Genomic DNA, 18134 nt, shown 5'->3' with positions numbered 1-18134 from the left:
GCCCCGCAGTTCCCTCGGCTGCGGGGCGATTTCTTACCCCAGCATTTCGCCCATCAATTCGCGACCGATTAGCATGCGGCGGATTTCGCTGGTCCCGGCCCCGATCTCCATCAGCTTGGCATCCCGGAAGATCCGGCTGACCGGAGCGTCCGACAAGAACCCCGCCCCACCCATCGCCTGTACGGCCTGATGTGCCTGCGTCATCGCAGCCTCAGAGGCATAGAGGCAGCACGCCGCCGCGTCCTGACGAGTCACATCCCCACGGTCGCACGCCTTGGCGACCTCATACACGTAAGCACGGGCCGAGTTCATCGCGGTGTACATATCCGCGATTTTGCCTTGCATCAGTTGGAACATGCCGATGGGTTTGCCGAACTGCTTGCGTTCAGCCAGATAGGGCATGATTTCATCCAGACAGGCTGCCATGATGCCGGTTCCGATCCCGGCCAGCACAACGCGTTCATAGTCGAGCCCGGACATCAGAACGGCAACACCCTTGCCCTCTTCGCCCAGAACATTCTCAAACGGTACTTCGACATCTTCAAAGATCAGCTCGGCGGTGTTGGACCCGCGCATCCCAAGCTTGTCGAAATGAGGTGAGGTCGAGAATCCCGTCATCTCTTTCTCGATCAGAAACGCGGTGATCCCTTTGGATCCCGCATCCGGGTCGGTCTTGGCGTAGACCACCAGAGTATCCGCGTCCGGCCCATTGGTGATCCAATACTTGTTCCCGTTCAGGCGGTAATGATCATTGCGCTTCTCGGCGCGCAGCTTCATCGAAACCACATCCGATCCAGCCGAGGGTTCGGACATCGCAAGCGCGCCCACATGTTCGCCCGAGATCAGGCGCGGCAGGTATTTCTGCTTTTGCTCTTCCGTGCCGTTCAGCTTGATCTGGTTCACGCAGAGGTTGGAATGCGCACCATAGGATAGAGAGACCGAGGCCGAGGCCCGCGCGATCTCCTCGATCGCGATGGTATGGGCCAGATAAGACATGTCAGCGCCACCATATTCCTCGGGCACGGTCACGCCCAACAGGCCCAGCGCGCCCATCTCGGTCCAAAGCTCATTGGGGAACGCGTTCGACGCATCGACCTCGGCCGCCATCGGCTTGACCCGCTCCTGCGCCCAACGATGCACCATTTCGCGCAGCGCATTCACGTCCTCGCCCAGATCGAATTGCATACTCGCCATGAACATTGACGCTCTCCTCTCAGCATTAATGAACAAGTGTTCAATAACTGGATACCAGCGAATCTTCGGCGGGTCAATCATTCCGGGCGCCCCGGTTCCAACACGCAAAACGCCGCCCCAAACGGGGCGGCGTTTTCTGAAAAATCAAGCGTGCGCTGCAGGCGCACTCAATTGGATCACGATTGGTAAACTGCTCCGACTTCGGCCCTGATGATGCGAGCGATCAGCTGGCAGTCATCCAGCGAAAAGGTCAGCGGTACGCGCATATCCATGATCCCCGCCAGAACCCGGTCCGAAGCAGGCATCCGCTCACTCTCAGCATAGCGCCAACTGTCATAGCGTGAGGTAAACCCGGTGGGCTCGGCACCGCCGAACCATTTCAGCTCTACCCCGCGACTGGCGCAACGGCTGATCACCTCGGCAATCCGCTCCGGCAGCCAGTCAAGCAGCAGGAACTGGATCGACGACCCAACATAGGTCTCTGCCTCGGGACGCTCGACCATTGTGAGGCCGGGCGTTCCCCGCAGACCGTCTTCAATTACCTGATACCGTTCGTTCCAACGACCAACCTGCCGATCCAAAACACGTAACTGAGGACGCAAAATCGCAGCGCGCAAGTTATCCATACGGCCCGAAACGTTCGGCGTGGTGTACTTGATCCGCTCAAACACCTCTGGCCCAGGCGCAGCCAGATGCCGTTCATAGAGCATATAGGACCCTGACAGCATCGTGGCTTTAGCCGCAAGTTCCTCATCATCGGTAACCAGCAGACCACCCTCGCCCGAGTTCACATGTTTATAAGTCTGGCACGAATAACACCCAATGGCCCCTTGCCGACCCGAGAGTTGCCCGCGCCACGCGGCCCCCATCGTATGAGCGCAGTCCTCGATCACGACAACTCCGGCCGCATCGCAGAGCTGCATCAACCGGTCCATGTCGCACAGATGGCCACGCATATGGCTGAGCATCAGAACCCGCGCCTGATCCAGCTTGGCCTCCAGATCCTCCAGATCAATGGTCAGGTTTTCGGTCACACCGACAAAAACCGGCCTGGCCCCGACCGAAGCAATCGCCCCCGGTACAGGCGCCAGAGTAAACGCGTTGGTCAGAACAGGCTCGCCGGGCTGCACGCCCACGGCCCGCAAGGCAGTCGCCAAAGCATAGCCACCCGACGATACAGCAAGACAATATTTCGCCCCCATCTGGGCCGCGAATTCCTGCTCCAGCAGCGCGGTCTCGCCCAATTCGCCAGGAACAACGTTGTAGCGATGCAAACGTCCGTGCCGTAGAACGGCCAGAGCGGCCTCTACCGCCTCGTCCGGGATGGGTTCTTGCTGGGTGAAGCTGCCAGTGAATGTATCAGTCATAGGCTAGTTCTGGGGCTCCATCCGGTCAGGGTCAAGGGATCAAGCCGCCGCACCGATCAACTCGGCCACAAGATCGGGCAGATCGTTGAAATGATGCAGCAAGGCTTCAGGCTTCAAAGCGGCCATATCGTCGCCTGAGGGACCGAACGTGACCAGAACCGAAGGCACCCCGGCCGCTTTCGCGGTATTGCGGTCGGTATCGGAATCCCCGATCAGAACGCACAGATCCGGATGCCCACCCGCACGCCGCGCGGCCTCGCGCAGAGGCTCAGGGTCAGGTTTACGCACCGGTAGAGTGTCTGCACCGACCAAGGAGGCGAAGTGATCTAGCACCCCCATCTGGCTGAGCAATTGATGCGCCAGACGCTCTGGCTTGTTGGTGCAGATCCCAACGCCATAGCCTGCGGTTTTCAAGGCCTCGACCGCCTCCAAAGCACCGGGGTAGAACTGCGTGTGGGTGTCGATGTCCTGCGCATAGGCTTCAAGCAAAACCGGATAATACGCATCAACCGTGCCTTCATCATAGGCCCCGACGCGCTTCAATCCGTGCGTCAGCATCATACGCCCGCCACGCACGGCGATGCCCGCATCCTGCCCGTGAACCAGAACATCTCCATGACCCATCTCGCGAAAACAATGGTTTGCAGCGTCCAGCAAATCGCCCGACGTATCCGCCAAAGTGCCGTCCAGATCGAAGATGACCGTGCGCATTGCGCCTCCTTGCTCGGCAGGTTTCCGCCATGTCCTGTTGCAATCGGCAATCTAGTTTGATGGCCGAACGGCTTGCGCCTTTGCCCTCAGCGGATAAAACGGACGGCAACAAAACACAAAGAGAAAACGATTTCATGACCACTGCCCTTGTCATCCTTGCCGCCGGGAAAGGCACCAGGATGAATTCGGACATCCCCAAAGTCCTGCACCCGATCGCTCAGGTTCCGATGCTGGTTCACGCCATGCGCGCCGGTTCGGTGCTGTCGCCCGAGCGCACCGTGATTGTCACAGGCCACGGGGCCGAGGCCGTCGCCAAGGTCGCGCAGGCCGAGGATGAGACCGCACAGATCGCCGTGCAAGAGGAGCAACTGGGCACCGCCCATGCCGTCGCGCAGGCCCGCGATGCGCTAGAGGGGTTCGATGGCGATGTTGTGGTCCTTTACGGCGACACGCCCTTCCTTCAACCCAACACACTCGAGCGGATGATCGAAGCGCGCGCGCAGAATGATCTGGTGATTCTAGGCTTTGAAGCCGCCGACCCGGCTCGTTATGGCCGCCTGGTGATGAACGGCGACACGTTGGAGCGGATCGTCGAGTTCAAAGACGCCTCAGACGCAGAACGCGCGATCACCTTCTGCAACTCTGGCCTGCTGGCCTGCAACGCGGCAACGCTGATATCCCTGATTGACGCGGTCGGCAACGACAACGCTTCGGGCGAATACTACCTGACGGATGTGGTCGAAATCGCCCGCTCCCGCGATCTGAACGTGACAGCGGTCGCCTGTGACGAGGCGCAGACTTTGGGCGTGAACTCGCGTGCAGATCTGGCCGCAGCGGATGCGGTGTTTCAGACGCAGGCACGGGCCGAACTGTTAGATTTGGGCGTCACACTGATGGCCCCGGAGACCGTCTATCTTGCCGCCGATACAGTGATCGGGCGCGATACGGTGATCGAACCAAATGTGGTATTCGGCCCCGGCGTGACCGTCGAAAGCGGCGCAACGATCCGGGCGTTTTCGCATCTGGAAGGCTGCCATGTCAGCCGAGGAGCCGTCATCGGCCCCTACGCCCGCCTGCGCCCCGGCGCGGAACTGGCGGAAAACGCGCGCATCGGCAATTTTGTCGAGATCAAGAATGCCGAGATCGCCGAAGGCGCGAAGGTCAATCACCTCAGCTATATCGGGGATGCCTCGGTCGGGGCAGGTTCGAATATCGGTGCGGGCACGATCACCTGTAACTATGACGGCGTGATGAAACACAAGACCACGATTGGAGAGGGTGTCTTTATTGGCTCCAATACTATGCTGGTAGCTCCCGTCAGCGTTGGCGATGGCGCAATGACGGCAACCGGTACGGTCGTGACCAAAGACGTGGAGGCCGAGGCGCTGGCCGTCGCGCGCGCCAAGCAGGAAAACAAGCCCGGCTATGCGCGCAAATTGTTTGATATGTTAAAGGCGAAGAAGGCTCGCCGCGATAAAGAGGCCTGAGTTTATGTGTGGAATTGTAGGTGTATTGGGTCAGCATGAGGCTGCCCCCATTCTGGTCGAAGCCCTGAAACGGCTGGAGTATCGCGGCTATGACAGCGCCGGAATTGCGACCGTCAACGATGGCGCTTTGGGGCGCCGTCGGGCCGTGGGCAAGTTGGTGAACCTGAGCGACCTTCTGGTCCACGATCCCCTGCCTGGCAAATCCGGGATCGGACACACCCGCTGGGCGACGCACGGCGCGCCCTCGGTCACCAACGCGCATCCGCACAAAGCTGGGTCTGTCGCAGTCGTCCATAACGGCATTGTCGAGAATTACCGCGAACTGCGCGCCGAGCTGGCCGAACATGGTGTGAATTTCGTGACTGAGACCGACACTGAAACCGTGGCCCTGATGGCCGCGCATTACCTGAATACTGGTCTGTCCCCAGTCGAAGCGGCCTTCAAGACCATCGACCAGCTGGAAGGCGCATTTGCGCTGGCCTTCCTGTTCGATGGTCAGGGCGACCTAATTGTGGCCGCGCGTAAGGGCTCTCCGCTGGCGATCGGCCATGGAGAAGGTGAGATGTATGTGGGGTCGGACGCGATTGCACTGGCGCCGCTGACCAACAAGATTACCTATCTTGAAGAAGGCGACCGCGCCGTTCTGACCCGCACATCGCTGGAAATCCGCACCGAGGCCGGTGAACTCGCCAATCGCGAGGTCCGCAAGATCAAGCTGGATACGGCCCGCGCCGACAAGGGCGAACACAAGCACTTCATGGCCAAGGAAATCGCCGAGCAACCGGTGGTCGTGGCCGAGGCGATCCGCTCGTACCTGCCCACCGGCGGAGACCGCGTGGTTTTACCCGAGACCGATCTGGATTTCACCAAGCTGGATCGCCTGACCATGGTCGCCTGCGGCACGGCCTTTTATGCCTGCCTGACGGCGAAGTACTGGTTCGAGCAGCTGGCGAAAATGCCGGTCGAGGTCGATATCGCCAGCGAGTTCCGCTATCGCGAACCTCCGATCACTGACCGCACGATGGCCTTGTTTGTTAGCCAGTCGGGCGAAACCGCCGATACGCTGGCCGCGCTGCGCTATTGCGAGGGTAAGGCCGACAAGATCGTTTCGGTTGTTAATGTCCCCGAAAGCTCGATTGCGCGGGAAAGCGATATCTCTCTGCCCATCCATGCTGGGGTTGAGATCGGCGTCGCCTCGACCAAGGCCTTCACCTGCCAGCTGAGCGTGCTGCTGATGCTGGCGCTCAAAGCTGCGGCAGATCGTGGAACCCTGAGCGATGAGGAACTGGCCGATCACGCCGCCGCTCTGCGCGGCTTGCCCTCGGTCCTGAACGCCGCTTTGGATCAGAACCGCGCCATCCGCAAATCCGCCCAACGCCTGTCCGAGGCGCGTGACGTGCTGTTCCTGGGCCGTGGCCTGATGTATCCGCTTGCGATGGAAGGCGCGCTGAAACTGAAGGAAATCAGCTACATCCACGCCGAAGGTTACGCGTCGGGCGAATTGAAACACGGCCCCATCGCGCTGATCGACAAGCATATGCCCGTGGTGGTCATGGCCCCGCGCGACGCCGTTTTCGACAAGACCGTCTCGAACATGCAAGAGGTGATGGCGCGCAAGGGCAAGGTGATCCTCGTCTCGGACGATGATGGCATTGCCGAGGCTGGGGATGATGTCTGGAGCACAATCCGCATGCCCCATATCCACACGAACCTAACCCCGATCCTCTACTCGGTTCCGGCGCAGTTGCTAGCCTATCACACAGCTGTCGCCAAAGGCACGGATGTGGACCAGCCGCGCAACCTCGCGAAATCTGTGACTGTGGAGTAAGACATGGCCAAGCAATTCCCCCATCTGGACGATGCGCATCAGAAATTCATCACCGACCAGCACATGTTTTTCGTGGGCAGCGCCGGGGTTGAGGGGCGGGTCAATATCTCCCCCAAGGGCATGGATTCACTGCGTATTCTGGGGCCAAGCCGGATTGTTTGGATGAACCTGACCGGCAGTGGGAATGAGACCGCCGGGCATCTGCTTGAGGTCAACCGCATGACCCTGATGTGGTGCTCCTTCACCACCCGCCCGCTGATCCTGCGCACCTATGGCACCGCACGCACCCTGCATGCAGGGGATGAGGGCTGGGACGAACTGGAAGGTCACTTCCCCAACCACCGCAGCGCGCGGCAGATCTACGACCTCAGCATTGATCTGGTGCAGACCTCATGCGGCTATGCGGTCCCGTTCATGGAGTTCCAGTCGGATCGCGACACGATGCAAAAATGGGTCGACGGCAAATCAGACGACGATATCCGCGCCTATTGGGTCGAGAAGAACCAGCAGACGATTGACGGCAAACCTACCGGGGTTCCGGTCTAGACTATGCTTGCCCCCTATCTGGATCAGATCAAGGCGCATGCCGATGCCGAGCGCGCGGAACAAGTCGCAGCCTATCACAAGGCCGAGCGTCCCTATCTGGGCGTCGCCGTCCCCGTTCTCAACGATCTGACCAAAGCCTGGCGCAAGGACTTGTCGGTTGCTGAGCGCGTCACCCTCGCGGATGCGCTCTGGCAGACCAACATCCACGAGGCGCGTGTCGCGGCCTCCAAATTGCTGACACAAGCGCGGATTCGCCCGGATAAGGATGTCTGGACCTTGTTGCAAAGCTGGGTGCCCGATTTCGACGCTTGGGCCATCGCCGACCACGCCTGCACCGCCATGCAGAAACGCCTGAGCGCCGATCCCGCGCGGCTGGATCAGGTCGAAACATGGACCGGGTCAGACCACATGTGGACCCGCCGCGCTGCTCTGGTCTCGACCCTACCCTGGACCAAGCAGAACCACCCCAAACCAGAAGATCTGGCGCGCCGTGATCGAATCCTCGGATGGGCGGCAGGTTATGTGCCCGATCGAAACTGGTTCATTCAGAAATCCATCGCATGGTGGTTGCGGGAGCTCTCTAAACATGATCCCGACAGGGTCGTGGCTTTTCTGGAAACGCATGGCGACGCGATGAAACCCTTTGCCCGGCGCGAGGCCGGAAAATACCTGAAGGGTTAGTTGGCGTAGACCTCGACCTCGACCAACTGATCAAACGGCACCAGCAACGCCCGCATGGCATCTAGTGACAAACGGCTGCCACCCGTCTCGGGCCCCGAGGCCGGAACCAGAGTGATATAAGCCTGCGCGCCGGTTTTCGGCACAACAACCCGCGCGGTCACCTCGGAATCGACCAAGGGTGTCTGCATCCAGCGGCCCGGAGTCGACGGATCGCCCAACCCGGCAATGGTGGTCTTGGCGCCGGTCCAGTTCGCTGTCGCGGTTGCAGGCTGGATATAGGCTGAGCTTTCCGCCTCAGTAGGTGCGGTCTCTACAGCAGCAGGTGTTACCTCAGCAGCCTCATCGCGCCCCAACAAACGATCCGTTGTCGAACGCACGGTATCGCACCCGACCAGCAAAACGCAGGATATCACAAGCAGTTCTCTCATACCCCGAACCTACTACCGCTCAGGCAGCTGTACCAGACCAAAGCACAGTTCACTCTTGTCGCGGGCCTATTCCAGCTTTACCTATACCGCATGACTGCTCCGCTTATTGATCCTTTCGCCCGTGCCATCACGTATCTGCGCGTCTCGGTAACCGATCGCTGCGACTTTCGCTGTGTCTATTGCATGTCCGAGAACATGACCTTTCTGCCCAAGAAAGAGCTACTGACGCTGGAAGAGCTGGACCGCATGTGTTCCACCTTCGTGAATATGGGCGTTGAGAAACTGCGCATCACCGGTGGTGAGCCGCTCGTGCGTCGCAATATCATGACGTTCTTCAACTCCATGACCCGTCATCTGGAAAGCGGCGCGCTGAAAGAACTGACGCTTACAACCAATGGCTCGCAGCTTTCGCGATTTGCCGATGACCTCTACGCGGCGGGTGTGCGGCGGGTGAATATCTCGCTGGACACGCTGGATGAGGATAAATTCGCAGCCGTTACGCGGTGGGGACGTCTGAAACAGGTTCTGAACGGGATTGATACAGCACAAAAGGCGGGCCTGCGGGTCAAGATCAACGCAGTGGCCCTCAAAGGCTTCAACGAACCCGAATTGCCCCAGATCACCGAATGGTGCGCGGAACGCGACATGGACCTGACCTGGATCGAGGTCATGCCGATGGGCGATATCGGCAATGAGGACCGGCTAGATCAATACTGGTCGCTCAAGGATGTGCGAAAGGAATACGAAAACCACTATAGCGTGACCGATCTGGCCGAACGCTCCGGAGGTCCAGCGCGCTATGTCCGGCTTGAAGAAACTGGCCAGAAGATCGGCTTTATCACCCCGCTGTCACATAATTTCTGCGAAAGCTGCAACCGCGTGCGCCTGACCTGCACCGGTGAGCTTTACATGTGCCTGGGTCAAGAAGACATGGCCGACCTACGCGCCCCGCTGCGCGATCATCCGGACACGGAAAAACCCTTGGAAGAGGCGATCCGCGCTGCGATCAACCTCAAGCCCAAAGGCCATGACTTCGACTATTCCCGTCAGGCCGTCGATGGCCAGATGAGCCGCCACATGAGCCACACAGGCGGCTGACATGCCCGGCTCTGACGTTCGTACGACGCTGCTGTACAAGCTGTACTGCGGCGTCACCTTTCTCGCGCAGCCCTTGGCCTGGCGAACCGTGCGCAAAAAGCTGCAGGCGGCCGAGGTCTCGCACCAGCGCCAGCAGGAGAGGTTGGGCCGTGCCAGCCTTGACCGTCCCGCAGGACAATTGATCTGGTTTCACGCCGCCAGCGTCGGCGAAAGCCTCTCGGTCCTCAGCCTGATCCACCGACTTGGCGAGCGCCTGCCTCAAGCCGAGTTCCTGATCACCTCCGGCACGCCCACCTCTGCCGCACTGATTGCCAAGCGACTGCCCCCTCGCACCCGACATCAGTTTCCTCCCCTGGACAGCGCTGGGCCTGTGCGACGGTTTCTGGACCACTGGACCCCAGACGCCGCCATTTTCGTAGAAAGCGAAATCTGGCCCCGTTTGATCGTCGAGACGGCAAATCGCGGCACACCTCTGTGCCTTCTGAACGCGCGTTTGTCTAACAAGTCCGTCGCAGGTTGGCAAAAACGCCCCGAAACAGCGCGCTTCATCCTGGACCACTTCGCGCTGTTTCTGACGCAGAATGACAAAACGGCCAAGAACCTGATCGCGATTGGAGCGGACCCACAACGCGTCCAACCCGGCACCAACCTCAAAGCGATGTCCGACCCGCTGCCGGTGGATCAAATCACGCTGGCGGATGTCCAAAGCCAGATCGGCGATCGACCCGTCTGGATCGCCAGTTCGACCCATGCAGGCGAAGAGGAAACCGTTCTGGCCGCCCACAAAGCTTTGCTAAAGCACTACGCGGACTTGCTGCTACTGCTGATACCACGGCACCCGGAACGGCGCGAGCAGGTCGCGACCCTCCTGACAAAAGCCGAACTCACATCGGCCTTCCGAACCAAGACAGACCCGATCACCAACGAGACTCAGGTCTACGTGGCCGATACCCTTGGTGAAACCGGCACATGGTACGCGCTTTGCCCGATTGTCTTTCTCGGCGGGTCTCTGAAAGAGATCGGCGGCCACAACCCGTTCGAACCCGCCCAAGCCGGGGCTGCCGTCATAACCGGTCCGGGCTACTTCAATTTTACCGAAACTTTTTCACCCCTTGTCAAAACCGGCGGGGCCGTTCAGGTCGAAACCGCAGAAGATCTGGAGAAAGCCGTCTACAACTGGCTGTCAGACGATGCGGCGCTGACCCAAGCCCGCACCGCCGCCCGCGCCTGCGTCTCAACCCAAAAAGATGCGTTGCAAAACGTGATTAAGACGCTTTGCACCACACTCAGCCTAGAGCCGAAGGATCCTTCTTCATCTGGCTGAAAATATCCCGGGGGAGTGGGGGCAGAGCCCCCACCCTCTCCATCAGGCCGCAGGCATCCGCTGTTCTACAATCTCGGCCCACCAGCTGCACCCGGCTGGAATGGCCTCATCGTTGAAATTGTACTCGGGGTGATGGACCATGGCCGTGTCGCCATTGCCCACCAAGATATAGGCCCCAGGACGTTCTTCCAGCATGAAGGCAAAATCCTCGCCGCCCATGACCAGAGGAGCCTCTTCGCAAGCACCAGACACGGAGCGCGCGACGTCAGCCGCAAACTCGGTCTGCTCATCGCTGTTCACCATAACCGGATAACCGCGGATATAGGTCACGTCCGCCGTGCCACCAAAGGTCGCTGCCAGGCCGTTGCAAATCTCGTTGATTCGCTTCTCGGCCAGATCACGCATCTCCTTGCTCATGGTGCGCACGGTGCCTTTGATCTGAACCGATTGCGGGATCACGTTGAACGCCTTCGACGAGGTCTCGAACGAGGTCACCGACACAACCACCTGATCGACCGGGTCGGCATTGCGCGAGGCGATCGTCTGCAACGCCAGCACCGCCTGTGCTGTCATAACTGTGGTATCGACCGTCTCCTGCGGTTTCGCCGCATGACCGCCGCGCCCTTCAAACGTGATGTCGAACTGATCGGTCGCTGCAAAGAACGACCCTGGACGGATCGAGAAGCTGCCCACTGGTTTGCCCGGCCAATTGTGCATCCCGTAGACCTCCTGAATGTTCCAGCGGTCCATCATGCCGTCTTCACACATCTCACGACCGCCGCCGCCGCCTTCTTCGGCGGGCTGGAAGATCACGACAACCGTGCCATCGAAATTGCGGGTTTCCGACAAGTACTTCGCTGCACCAAGAAGCATCGCGGTATGACCATCATGGCCGCACGCATGCATTGCGCCCGGCGTTTTTGAGGCATAGTCCAGCCCCGTCGCCTCGAGGATCGGCAGAGCGTCCATATCCGCGCGCAGGCCGATCACCTTGCCTTTGCTGTCCGACTTGCCCTTGATCACACCAACAACGCCTGTGCGGCCAATACCGGTGACAACCTCATCGCAACCGAACTCTGTCAGCTTTTCGGCCACCAGAGCGCTGGTGCGGTGGGTTTCAAACAGGATTTCGGGGTTTTCGTGCAGGTCGCGTCGCCATGTGGTGATCTCGTCCTGCAATTCCGCAAAGCGGTTTTTAACTGGCATATCTTGTCTCTCCTAAATCATTCGGCCGGCATCCGGCGTTCGACCATTTCAGCGAACCAGCTGCAGCCGGCGGGTATGGCGTCATCATCGAAATTGTATTCTGGGTGGTGACACATTGCGGTGTCTCCGTTCCCTAGAAAGATGTAGGCTCCGGGCCGTTCTTCAAGCATGTAGGCGAAATCTTCCGACGGCATGATCGGATCGGTGCCATCGTTCACCTTTCCGGCCACGGCTGCAGCGGCCTCAGCGGCATAGCTGGTCTCGGCCTCTGAGTTTACCGTCACCGGATAGCCTGGGGTCCATTCTACTATAGCGGACGCGTCAAAAGCCGAGGCCGTATCTTCGGCAATCCGGCGAACACGCTGTTCCGCGATCGCGCGGTACTCGGGGTCAAGCGTTCTTACCGTGCCTTTCAGACGGACCGTATGCGCAATCACGTTTGAGGCCACGCTGTCCGTCTCAAACGTGCCCACGGTCAGAACAACCCGTTTGATCGGATCGACGGTGCGGGCCACAACAGATTGCAAAGACACAACAATATGCGAGGCGACAAGCGTTGTATCCACCGCCTCATGCGGGGCGGCCGCGTGGCCACCCTTGCCGGTGACGGTAATTTCAAACTCGTCCGACGAGGCCAGCAGGGCTCCGGGCCGGATGGCAAATTCACCAACCGGCAGGCCGGGCATGTTGTGCATGCCGTAGACTTCCTGAATGCCCCAGCGCTCCATCAACCCGTCCTGACACATGGCGAGACCTCCGGCGCCGCCCTCCTCGGCCGGTTGAAAAATCAGCACGGCGGTGCCATCGAAATTCCTCGTCTCGGCCAAGTACTGCGCAGCGCCCAGCAGCATCGAGGTGTGCCCGTCATGCCCACAGGCATGCATCTTGCCCGGAACGGTCGAGGCATAGTCCAGACCCGTCGCCTCTTCGATCGGCAGGGCGTCCATATCTGCCCGCAATCCGATCACCCGACCCTTGGTATCCGAGCGGCCCTTGATTACAGCCACAACGCCAGTCTTACCGATGCCCTCGGTGATTTCATCGACACCGAAGGCCTTCAGCCGTTCCACAACAAAACCGGCGGTCTCGTGAACTTCATACATCAGTTCGGGATGAGCGTGCAGATGACGGCGCCACTTGGTGATCTCTGCCTGCATTTCGGCAAGTCTGTTTTTGACCGGCATTTTGGACCTCCTTGGGATCAGGTGGACAGTTTCTCGACTAGCCGCTGCATGAACGCATGGCCCGCTTCGAACTGCGAGACCGAAATGAACTCATTCGGTTGATGGGCCTGCGCGATGTCACCCGGGCCGCAGATGACCGCTGAGTAACCTGCTTCCTGAAACTGCCCGGCCTCGGTGCCATAGCTGACCACATGGCTTGCGTTGTCACCGGTCAGGGCGCGAACCAAGGCTTCGGCCTCGCCATCCTTTTCGGGGACCAGACCGGGGATCGAGAAATTCTCGGAGATTTCGATCCGCGCTTCGGGGTGAACGGCTTGCATTCGCGCCTCAACCGCGCGCACCTGTTCGAAATAGGCATCACGCCACGCGGCTTTGCTTTCATCCGGCACCGTGCGGAAATCCAGCATGAAATGGCAATCCTTGGCTGTGATATTATGCGCGGTGCCGCCTTCGATCATGCCTACATGGACCGTGGTCCAGGGCGGATCGAACACCGCTGCCGTTTCGCTGGTTGTGGCCCCCTGATTGCGGGCGTTCTGTTCATTCGCCCAATTGATCAGCGGCGCGGCTTCCATGATGGCATTTACACCTGTGTGCATGATCGAGCTATGAACCTCGAACCCGACCATATGCGTGTCATAGCCAAAACCGCCCTTGTGGCCGGTGACAGCCTGCATTGTCGAAGGTTCGCCCACGATCACAGCCGAGCCTTTGGGCAGCACCTTGTTCATCGCCTCGATCATTGGCGGAGCGCCAGTGCACCCGACCTCTTCATCGAAGCTCAACGCCAGTTGCAAGGGGCGCTTGAGACCCGCATCGCGCGCCTCGACCAGTGCCCAGATCGCCAGCGCGTCAAAGCCCTTCATGTCGCAAGTGCCGCGTCCGTAATACTTGCCGTCCTTTTCAGTGACAGTGAACGGATCCGTGTCCCAGGGTTGACCGTCCACCGGGACGACATCGGTGTGACCCGAGAGGACAACGGCCCCCTCTTCCCACGGGCCGACATGCGCAAAAATCGCCGCCTTGTGCGGCTGATCCGGGTCCGGCCAGCGATGGGCCTCGATACCGTGTTCGTTCAGGTAACCTTCGATCCAGTCCACCAGCGGCAAGTTTGTGTCACGGCTTACAGTCGGGAATGAGATCAGTTTGGTCATGATCTCAAGCGGCGTCAGACGCTGTGGCATATGTGTTAGTACCCGCTATCCGTGGTCAGGATGAAATGGCCCGGCTCAACCTCGTTGTAATTCGACGGTTCTGGCGCGTATCCAATTGGATGAATGGGCGACGGTATCGGCTTGAAATTCAAGTCTTTTTCCGATTTTCGTTTGTTCGGGTCCGCGATTGGAACCGCCTTCAACAGCGCCTGCGTATACGGGTGCTGCGGGTTCTCAAATACTCTTGCGCGCGGTCCCAATTCGACAATCCGGCCCAGGTACATAACGCCCACATGGTGGCTGACCCGCTCGACAACGGCCATGTCGTGACTGATGAACAGGTAAGACAGGCTCAGCTCGGATTGCAGCTCCATCATCAGGTTCAGCACCTGCGCCTGCACCGACACGTCCAGCGCCGAGACCGCCTCATCCGCGATGATCAGTTTCGGGTTCAAGGCCAACGCGCGGGCGATTGCGATCCGTTGGCGCTGGCCGCCAGACATCTCATGCGGGAAACGGCGCATGAAGCTGCGCGGCAGTTGCACCTTGTCGAACAGCTGCGCCACGCGATCTTGCAGCTCCGACCCCGAGGCCACGCCATAGTTGCGCATCGGTTCGGCCACTTGGTCGATCAACTGCATCTGCGGATTGAGCGAAGCGAACGGGTCCTGAAAGATCATCTGCATATCCAGCCGCGCTTTGCGCAGACCGGATTGGTCTAGCTTCATGATATCGACGCCGTCCAGATTGACCTCACCCGCCATCGGCTCGACCAATCGCAGGATCGAGCGCCCGGCCGAGGACTTGCCGCAACCCGATTCGCCAACGAGGCTGAGCGTCTGCCCTTTGTTCAGCGTGAACGAGACATCCTCAACAGCATGAACGTTTGAGATCGTCCGGCGCAGCAAGCCGCCTTTGACCGGGAAACGCGTGGTCAGGTTCTTGACCGTCAGTAGTGTTTCTTCCGTGCCTGGAATCGGAGCGATATTTTGCCCCTCGACGCCAAGCAGTTTCATCGGCTCGGGCGCGGCCTTCCCCTGCATCTCACCCAGTTTCGGCACCGCAGCCAGCAGCGCCTTGGTGTAGTCATGTTGCGGGTTTTCGAAAATTTCGGTGACCGGGCCCTCTTCGACCTTGTTGCCACGGAACATGACCACGACGCGGTCGGCCATCTGTGCCACAACGGCCATGTCATGGGTGATAAACATCACCGCAGTGCCGGTTTCGCGTTTCAAACGGTCCATAAGAGCCAGAATCTCAGCCTGAATGGTCACGTCCAATGCGGTCGTCGGCTCGTCCGCGATCAGCAGACGCGGCTCGCACGCCATCGCCATTGCGATCACCACGCGCTGGCGCATGCCGCCTGAAAGCTCGTGCGGGTACTGCTTCAACCGGCGCTCGGGTTCGGGGATTCGCACCTGCCGCAGCAGCTCCAAAGCGCGTTCTTCGGCCTGCGTCTTGGACATGTCCTTGTGAATGCGCAGCCCTTCGGTCAGTTGCCGACCAACGGTGAAAACCGGGTTCAGGGCGGTCATCGGCTCCTGAAAGATCATACCGATCTCGTTGCCGCGAATCTGTTTCATTAAATCCTGATCGGCATCGGCCAGGTCCATCTCGGCCCCGTCGCGGCGGTCAAACAGCAGCTCGCCACCGGCGATTTCGCCTCCGCCAAACTCAACAAGACGCATCAGAGACAGAGATGAAACCGACTTGCCCGAGCCCGATTCGCCAACAATACAAACCGTTTCGCCCGGATTCACCTCGAACGAGACGTCCTCAACGCCCACGACCGGGCCGTCTTTCGTCTGAAACTCCACCCTCAGTTTTTTGATCTGGGCAATTGGTTGATCCAGCACGCGCGCGCTCCCTTTTGGGTCGTTTTGTTTTTATGGATGCCGAACGCTAAGGCGGCGAGCCAGGAAAAGTCAAACGCAATGCACGATTTCGTGACGGCAAGGCTTGCAATTTTCCTAAGTTCTGTTTCGATACCCGCGTAACCGACAACCAGCGAAGGCAGAAATCGCGTTGCGCGAAATGCAATTGCTATTTCTAACAATGCCTTAGCCAATAGTCGGCAACGCCAAATCCGCAGGCATTGCGGAGATAATCGAGACACGCAAGTGTCCAATTCGGGAGTGACTTATGAAGATCAAAACCCTTTTGCTTGGTGCGATTGCAAGCACGGCGATGGCCCCAGCGGCCTTTGCCGAGCGCGGATCGGACGGCAATGTCAGCATCATTTATTGGCAGGCTCCGTCAATTATGAACCCGTTTCTGTCGGGTGGCACAAAAGATGTTGAGGCAGCCTCGCTGGTTATCGAACCGCTTGCACGCTACGACCAAGACGGGAACATGGTGCCGTATCTGGCTGCTGAAATCCCGACCGTTGAAAATGGCGGCGTCAGCGAAGACCTGACCACCATTACCTGGAAAATTGCGCCTGGCCTCACATGGTCGGACGGTACTCCGTTCACCTCGGCCGACGTGGTCTTTACCGCAAACTACTGCATGGACCCCGAAGGCGGTTGTGCTCAGGTGACCAAGTTTGAAGGCGTCACCGATGTCGAAGCTGTCGATGACCTAACCGTAAAGGTAACGTTCGACGCACCGACCCCCTTCCCCTACGGACCGTTTGTGGGTGGTGAAAGCCCTATCATTCAGGCCGCTCAGTTCGCTGACTGCATGGGCGCAAAAGCCCCTGAATGTACAGATCAGAACTTCAACCCAATCGGCACTGGCCCGTTTGTCGTCACCGAGTTCAAGCCGAACGACGTGATCACATTTGCCGCCAACGACAACTACCGTGACCCGGCCAAGCCGGCATTTGCCAGCGTGACCTTCAAAGGTGGCGGCGACGCAACTGCTGCTGGCCGTGCGGTTATGGAAACCGGCGAGTTTGACTATGCCTGGAACCTGCAGCTGGCCCCAGAGGTCATCGCGCAGATGCAGGAAGGTGGCAAAGGTACTCCGGTCGCAGGCTTTGGCCCGCTGGTCGAGCGTATCATGCTGAACCAGACCAACCCGTCGCCCGACCTGCCGGAAGGTGAGCGCTCGACAGCCGCGCATCCGCACCCATTCCTGCAGGATCCGGCCGTTTACAAAGCCATGTCCATGGCCATTGACCGCCCGCTGCTGGTGGAAATCGGCTACGGTCAGGCTGGCAAGGTGACCTGTAACTGGGTTCCGGCTCCGGCTGCGTTTAGCTCGACCTCGATGAGCTGTGACACGCAGGATATCGAAGGCGCTAAAAAGCTGCTGGATGACGCAGGCATCGTTGATACCGATGGCGACGGCATTCGTGAAAAAGACGGTGTGCCGCTGAAAATCGTCTACCAGACCTCGACCAACGCTGTGCGTCAGGACTTCCAGGCACTGATCAAGGAATGGTGGAGCCAGATCGGCATCGAATCCGAACTGCGCAACATCAACGCATCGGTCTTCTTCGGTGGTGACCCTGGTTCGCCTGACACCTTCCAGAAGTTCTATGCCGACGTTGAGATGTACGCCAACACCTTCAACGGCACCGACCCGCAGTCCTATCTGGGCAACGGTCTTTGCGACAAGGCACCGAAGCCAGAATCGCAGTGGCAGGGTGAGAACATCAGCCGCTTCTGCAACGAAGAGTTTGACGCCTTGCACGCCAAACTGGCTGAAACCGCGGGTCTGGAAGCCCGTGCGGAGATCGCCAAGCAGCTGAACGACATCATGGTTCAAAACGGCGGTATGATTCCGCTGGTGCACCGTGGCCGTCTGTCGGCGCATGCAAACACCCTGGGTGGTGTTGTCCTGAACGTTTGGGACAGCGAGCTGTGGAACATTGCGGACTGGTACCGCAAGACCGGTTCCTAAGCGTTAATCTTGCAATATCGCGCCCCGATCTTTATCGGGGCGCGGTCATTTGCAGACCACTCCAACAAAAAGACGCA

General features: G+C 59.4%; 15 protein-coding genes. 7 read left to right on the top strand and 8 right to left on the bottom strand.

All coding sequences use genetic code 11. From position 1 onward, the window contains the following. Positions 1 to 33: 33 nt before the first annotated feature. The 3 genes from ACRZ95_RS10325 to ACRZ95_RS10315 all read right to left on the bottom strand — a co-directional run bounded on the left by ACRZ95_RS10325 (position 34) and on the right by ACRZ95_RS10315 (position 3272). The gene (locus tag ACRZ95_RS10325; RefSeq protein WP_170678517.1) at positions 34 to 1200 is read right to left on the bottom strand and encodes an isovaleryl-CoA dehydrogenase; all 1167 of its coding nucleotides are present in this window, start codon (positions 1198 to 1200) and stop codon (positions 34 to 36) included. A 170-nt stretch (positions 1201 to 1370) separates the two neighbouring features. Then, positions 1371 to 2561, bottom strand: a complete 1191-nt coding sequence (locus ACRZ95_RS10320; protein WP_170678515.1) for an aminotransferase class I/II-fold pyridoxal phosphate-dependent enzyme — start codon at positions 2559 to 2561, stop codon at positions 1371 to 1373. Positions 2562 to 2600: 39 nt separating this feature from the next. Further along, a complete protein-coding gene (locus ACRZ95_RS10315) occupies positions 2601 to 3272 on the bottom strand; it encodes an HAD-IA family hydrolase (protein ID WP_170678513.1) in 672 nt (223 codons plus the stop codon). A gap of 134 nt (positions 3273 to 3406) precedes the next feature. Between ACRZ95_RS10315 and glmU the strand changes: the two genes are divergently transcribed. Genes glmU through ACRZ95_RS10295 form a run of 4 tightly spaced genes read left to right on the top strand, consistent with a single transcriptional unit; the run spans position 3407 to position 7814 of the window. Continuing rightward, the gene (glmU, locus tag ACRZ95_RS10310; RefSeq protein ID WP_170678511.1) at positions 3407 to 4759 is read left to right on the top strand and encodes a bifunctional UDP-N-acetylglucosamine diphosphorylase/glucosamine-1-phosphate N-acetyltransferase GlmU; all 1353 of its coding nucleotides are present in this window, start codon (positions 3407 to 3409) and stop codon (positions 4757 to 4759) included. 4 nt (positions 4760 to 4763) lie between these two features. Then, on the top strand, positions 4764 to 6587 hold the full coding sequence (gene glmS / locus ACRZ95_RS10305) for a glutamine--fructose-6-phosphate transaminase (isomerizing) (RefSeq protein WP_170678509.1): 1824 nt from the start codon (positions 4764 to 4766) through the stop codon (positions 6585 to 6587). A gap of 3 nt (positions 6588 to 6590) precedes the next feature. Continuing rightward, positions 6591 to 7133: a pyridoxamine 5'-phosphate oxidase family protein gene (locus ACRZ95_RS10300; RefSeq protein ID WP_170660689.1), complete on the top strand. Its 543-nt coding sequence runs from the start codon at positions 6591 to 6593 to the stop codon at positions 7131 to 7133. A gap of 3 nt (positions 7134 to 7136) precedes the next feature. Beyond that, positions 7137 to 7814 carry a DNA alkylation repair protein gene (locus tag ACRZ95_RS10295; protein ID WP_170660688.1) on the top strand — a complete coding sequence of 226 codons (678 nt, stop codon included), beginning with the start codon at positions 7137 to 7139 and terminating at the stop codon, positions 7812 to 7814. Here the strand turns inward: ACRZ95_RS10295 and ACRZ95_RS10290 are convergent. Next, positions 7811 to 8242: a hypothetical protein gene (locus tag ACRZ95_RS10290; RefSeq protein WP_170637110.1), complete on the bottom strand. Its 432-nt coding sequence runs from the start codon at positions 8240 to 8242 to the stop codon at positions 7811 to 7813. The two genes, ACRZ95_RS10295 and ACRZ95_RS10290, sit on opposite strands and share 4 nt — an antisense overlap. A 90-nt stretch (positions 8243 to 8332) precedes the next feature. On the opposite strand from ACRZ95_RS10290, the gene moaA reads away from it, so the two are divergent. Together moaA and ACRZ95_RS10280 are read left to right on the top strand one after the other, a co-directional pair. After that, positions 8333 to 9340, top strand: coding sequence for a GTP 3',8-cyclase MoaA (moaA, locus tag ACRZ95_RS10285; RefSeq protein WP_170678507.1), 1008 nt, complete (start codon positions 8333 to 8335; stop codon positions 9338 to 9340). 1 nt (position 9341) lies between these two features. Next, positions 9342 to 10664: a 3-deoxy-D-manno-octulosonic acid transferase gene (locus tag ACRZ95_RS10280; protein ID WP_170678505.1), complete on the top strand. Its 1323-nt coding sequence runs from the start codon at positions 9342 to 9344 to the stop codon at positions 10662 to 10664. Positions 10665 to 10706: 42 nt separating this feature from the next. Here the strand turns inward: ACRZ95_RS10280 and ACRZ95_RS10275 are convergent, their stop codons facing one another. From ACRZ95_RS10275 to ACRZ95_RS10260, 4 genes are read right to left on the bottom strand one after another with little or no spacing between them, the layout of a single operon-like run. Then, entirely contained in the window at positions 10707 to 11870 is a 1164-nt protein-coding gene (locus ACRZ95_RS10275; protein ID WP_170678503.1) for a M20 aminoacylase family protein, read from the bottom strand. A 17-nt stretch (positions 11871 to 11887) separates the two neighbouring features. Further along, entirely contained in the window at positions 11888 to 13054 is a 1167-nt protein-coding gene (locus ACRZ95_RS10270) for a M20 aminoacylase family protein (RefSeq protein ID WP_170678501.1), read from the bottom strand. Positions 13055 to 13071: 17 nt separating this feature from the next. Continuing rightward, positions 13072 to 14238, bottom strand: a complete 1167-nt coding sequence (argE, locus tag ACRZ95_RS10265; protein ID WP_170678499.1) for an acetylornithine deacetylase — start codon at positions 14236 to 14238, stop codon at positions 13072 to 13074. Positions 14239 to 14243: 5 nt separating this feature from the next. Next, entirely contained in the window at positions 14244 to 16064 is a 1821-nt protein-coding gene (locus ACRZ95_RS10260) for an ABC transporter ATP-binding protein (RefSeq protein ID WP_170678497.1), read from the bottom strand. A 286-nt stretch (positions 16065 to 16350) separates the two neighbouring features. On the opposite strand from ACRZ95_RS10260, the gene ACRZ95_RS10255 reads away from it, so the two are divergent. Continuing rightward, complete coding sequence (locus ACRZ95_RS10255; RefSeq protein WP_170375081.1) at positions 16351 to 18057, top strand: peptide ABC transporter substrate-binding protein; 1707 nt, start codon at positions 16351 to 16353, stop codon at positions 18055 to 18057. Positions 18058 to 18134: the final 77 nt, after the last annotated feature.

The sequence above is a fragment of the Ruegeria sp. AI3 genome, from assembly GCF_056541245.1.
The sequence above is the reverse complement of the archived record's forward strand: the minus strand, read 5'-3'. Positions and strand labels throughout refer to the sequence as shown.

Bases quoted from the DNA above. Each gene is read 5' to 3' on its own strand.
- ACRZ95_RS10325 (WP_170678517.1), bottom strand. From the start codon at position 1,200: ATGTTCATGGCGAGTATGCAATTCGATCTGGGCGAGGACGTGAATGCG.
- ACRZ95_RS10320 (WP_170678515.1), bottom strand. From the start codon at position 2,561: ATGACTGATACATTCACTGGCAGCTTCACCCAGCAAGAACCCATCCCG.
- ACRZ95_RS10315 (WP_170678513.1), bottom strand. From the start codon at position 3,272: ATGCGCACGGTCATCTTCGATCTGGACGGCACTTTGGCGGATACGTCG.
- glmU (WP_170678511.1), top strand. From the start codon at position 3,407: ATGACCACTGCCCTTGTCATCCTTGCCGCCGGGAAAGGCACCAGGATG.
- glmS (WP_170678509.1), top strand. From the start codon at position 4,764: ATGTGTGGAATTGTAGGTGTATTGGGTCAGCATGAGGCTGCCCCCATT.
- ACRZ95_RS10300 (WP_170660689.1), top strand. From the start codon at position 6,591: ATGGCCAAGCAATTCCCCCATCTGGACGATGCGCATCAGAAATTCATC.
- ACRZ95_RS10295 (WP_170660688.1), top strand. From the start codon at position 7,137: ATGCTTGCCCCCTATCTGGATCAGATCAAGGCGCATGCCGATGCCGAG.
- ACRZ95_RS10290 (WP_170637110.1), bottom strand. From the start codon at position 8,242: ATGAGAGAACTGCTTGTGATATCCTGCGTTTTGCTGGTCGGGTGCGAT.
- moaA (WP_170678507.1), top strand. From the start codon at position 8,333: ATGACTGCTCCGCTTATTGATCCTTTCGCCCGTGCCATCACGTATCTG.
- ACRZ95_RS10280 (WP_170678505.1), top strand. From the start codon at position 9,342: ATGCCCGGCTCTGACGTTCGTACGACGCTGCTGTACAAGCTGTACTGC.
- ACRZ95_RS10275 (WP_170678503.1), bottom strand. From the start codon at position 11,870: ATGCCAGTTAAAAACCGCTTTGCGGAATTGCAGGACGAGATCACCACA.
- ACRZ95_RS10270 (WP_170678501.1), bottom strand. From the start codon at position 13,054: ATGCCGGTCAAAAACAGACTTGCCGAAATGCAGGCAGAGATCACCAAG.
- argE (WP_170678499.1), bottom strand. From the start codon at position 14,238: ATGCCACAGCGTCTGACGCCGCTTGAGATCATGACCAAACTGATCTCA.
- ACRZ95_RS10255 (WP_170375081.1), top strand. From the start codon at position 16,351: ATGAAGATCAAAACCCTTTTGCTTGGTGCGATTGCAAGCACGGCGATG.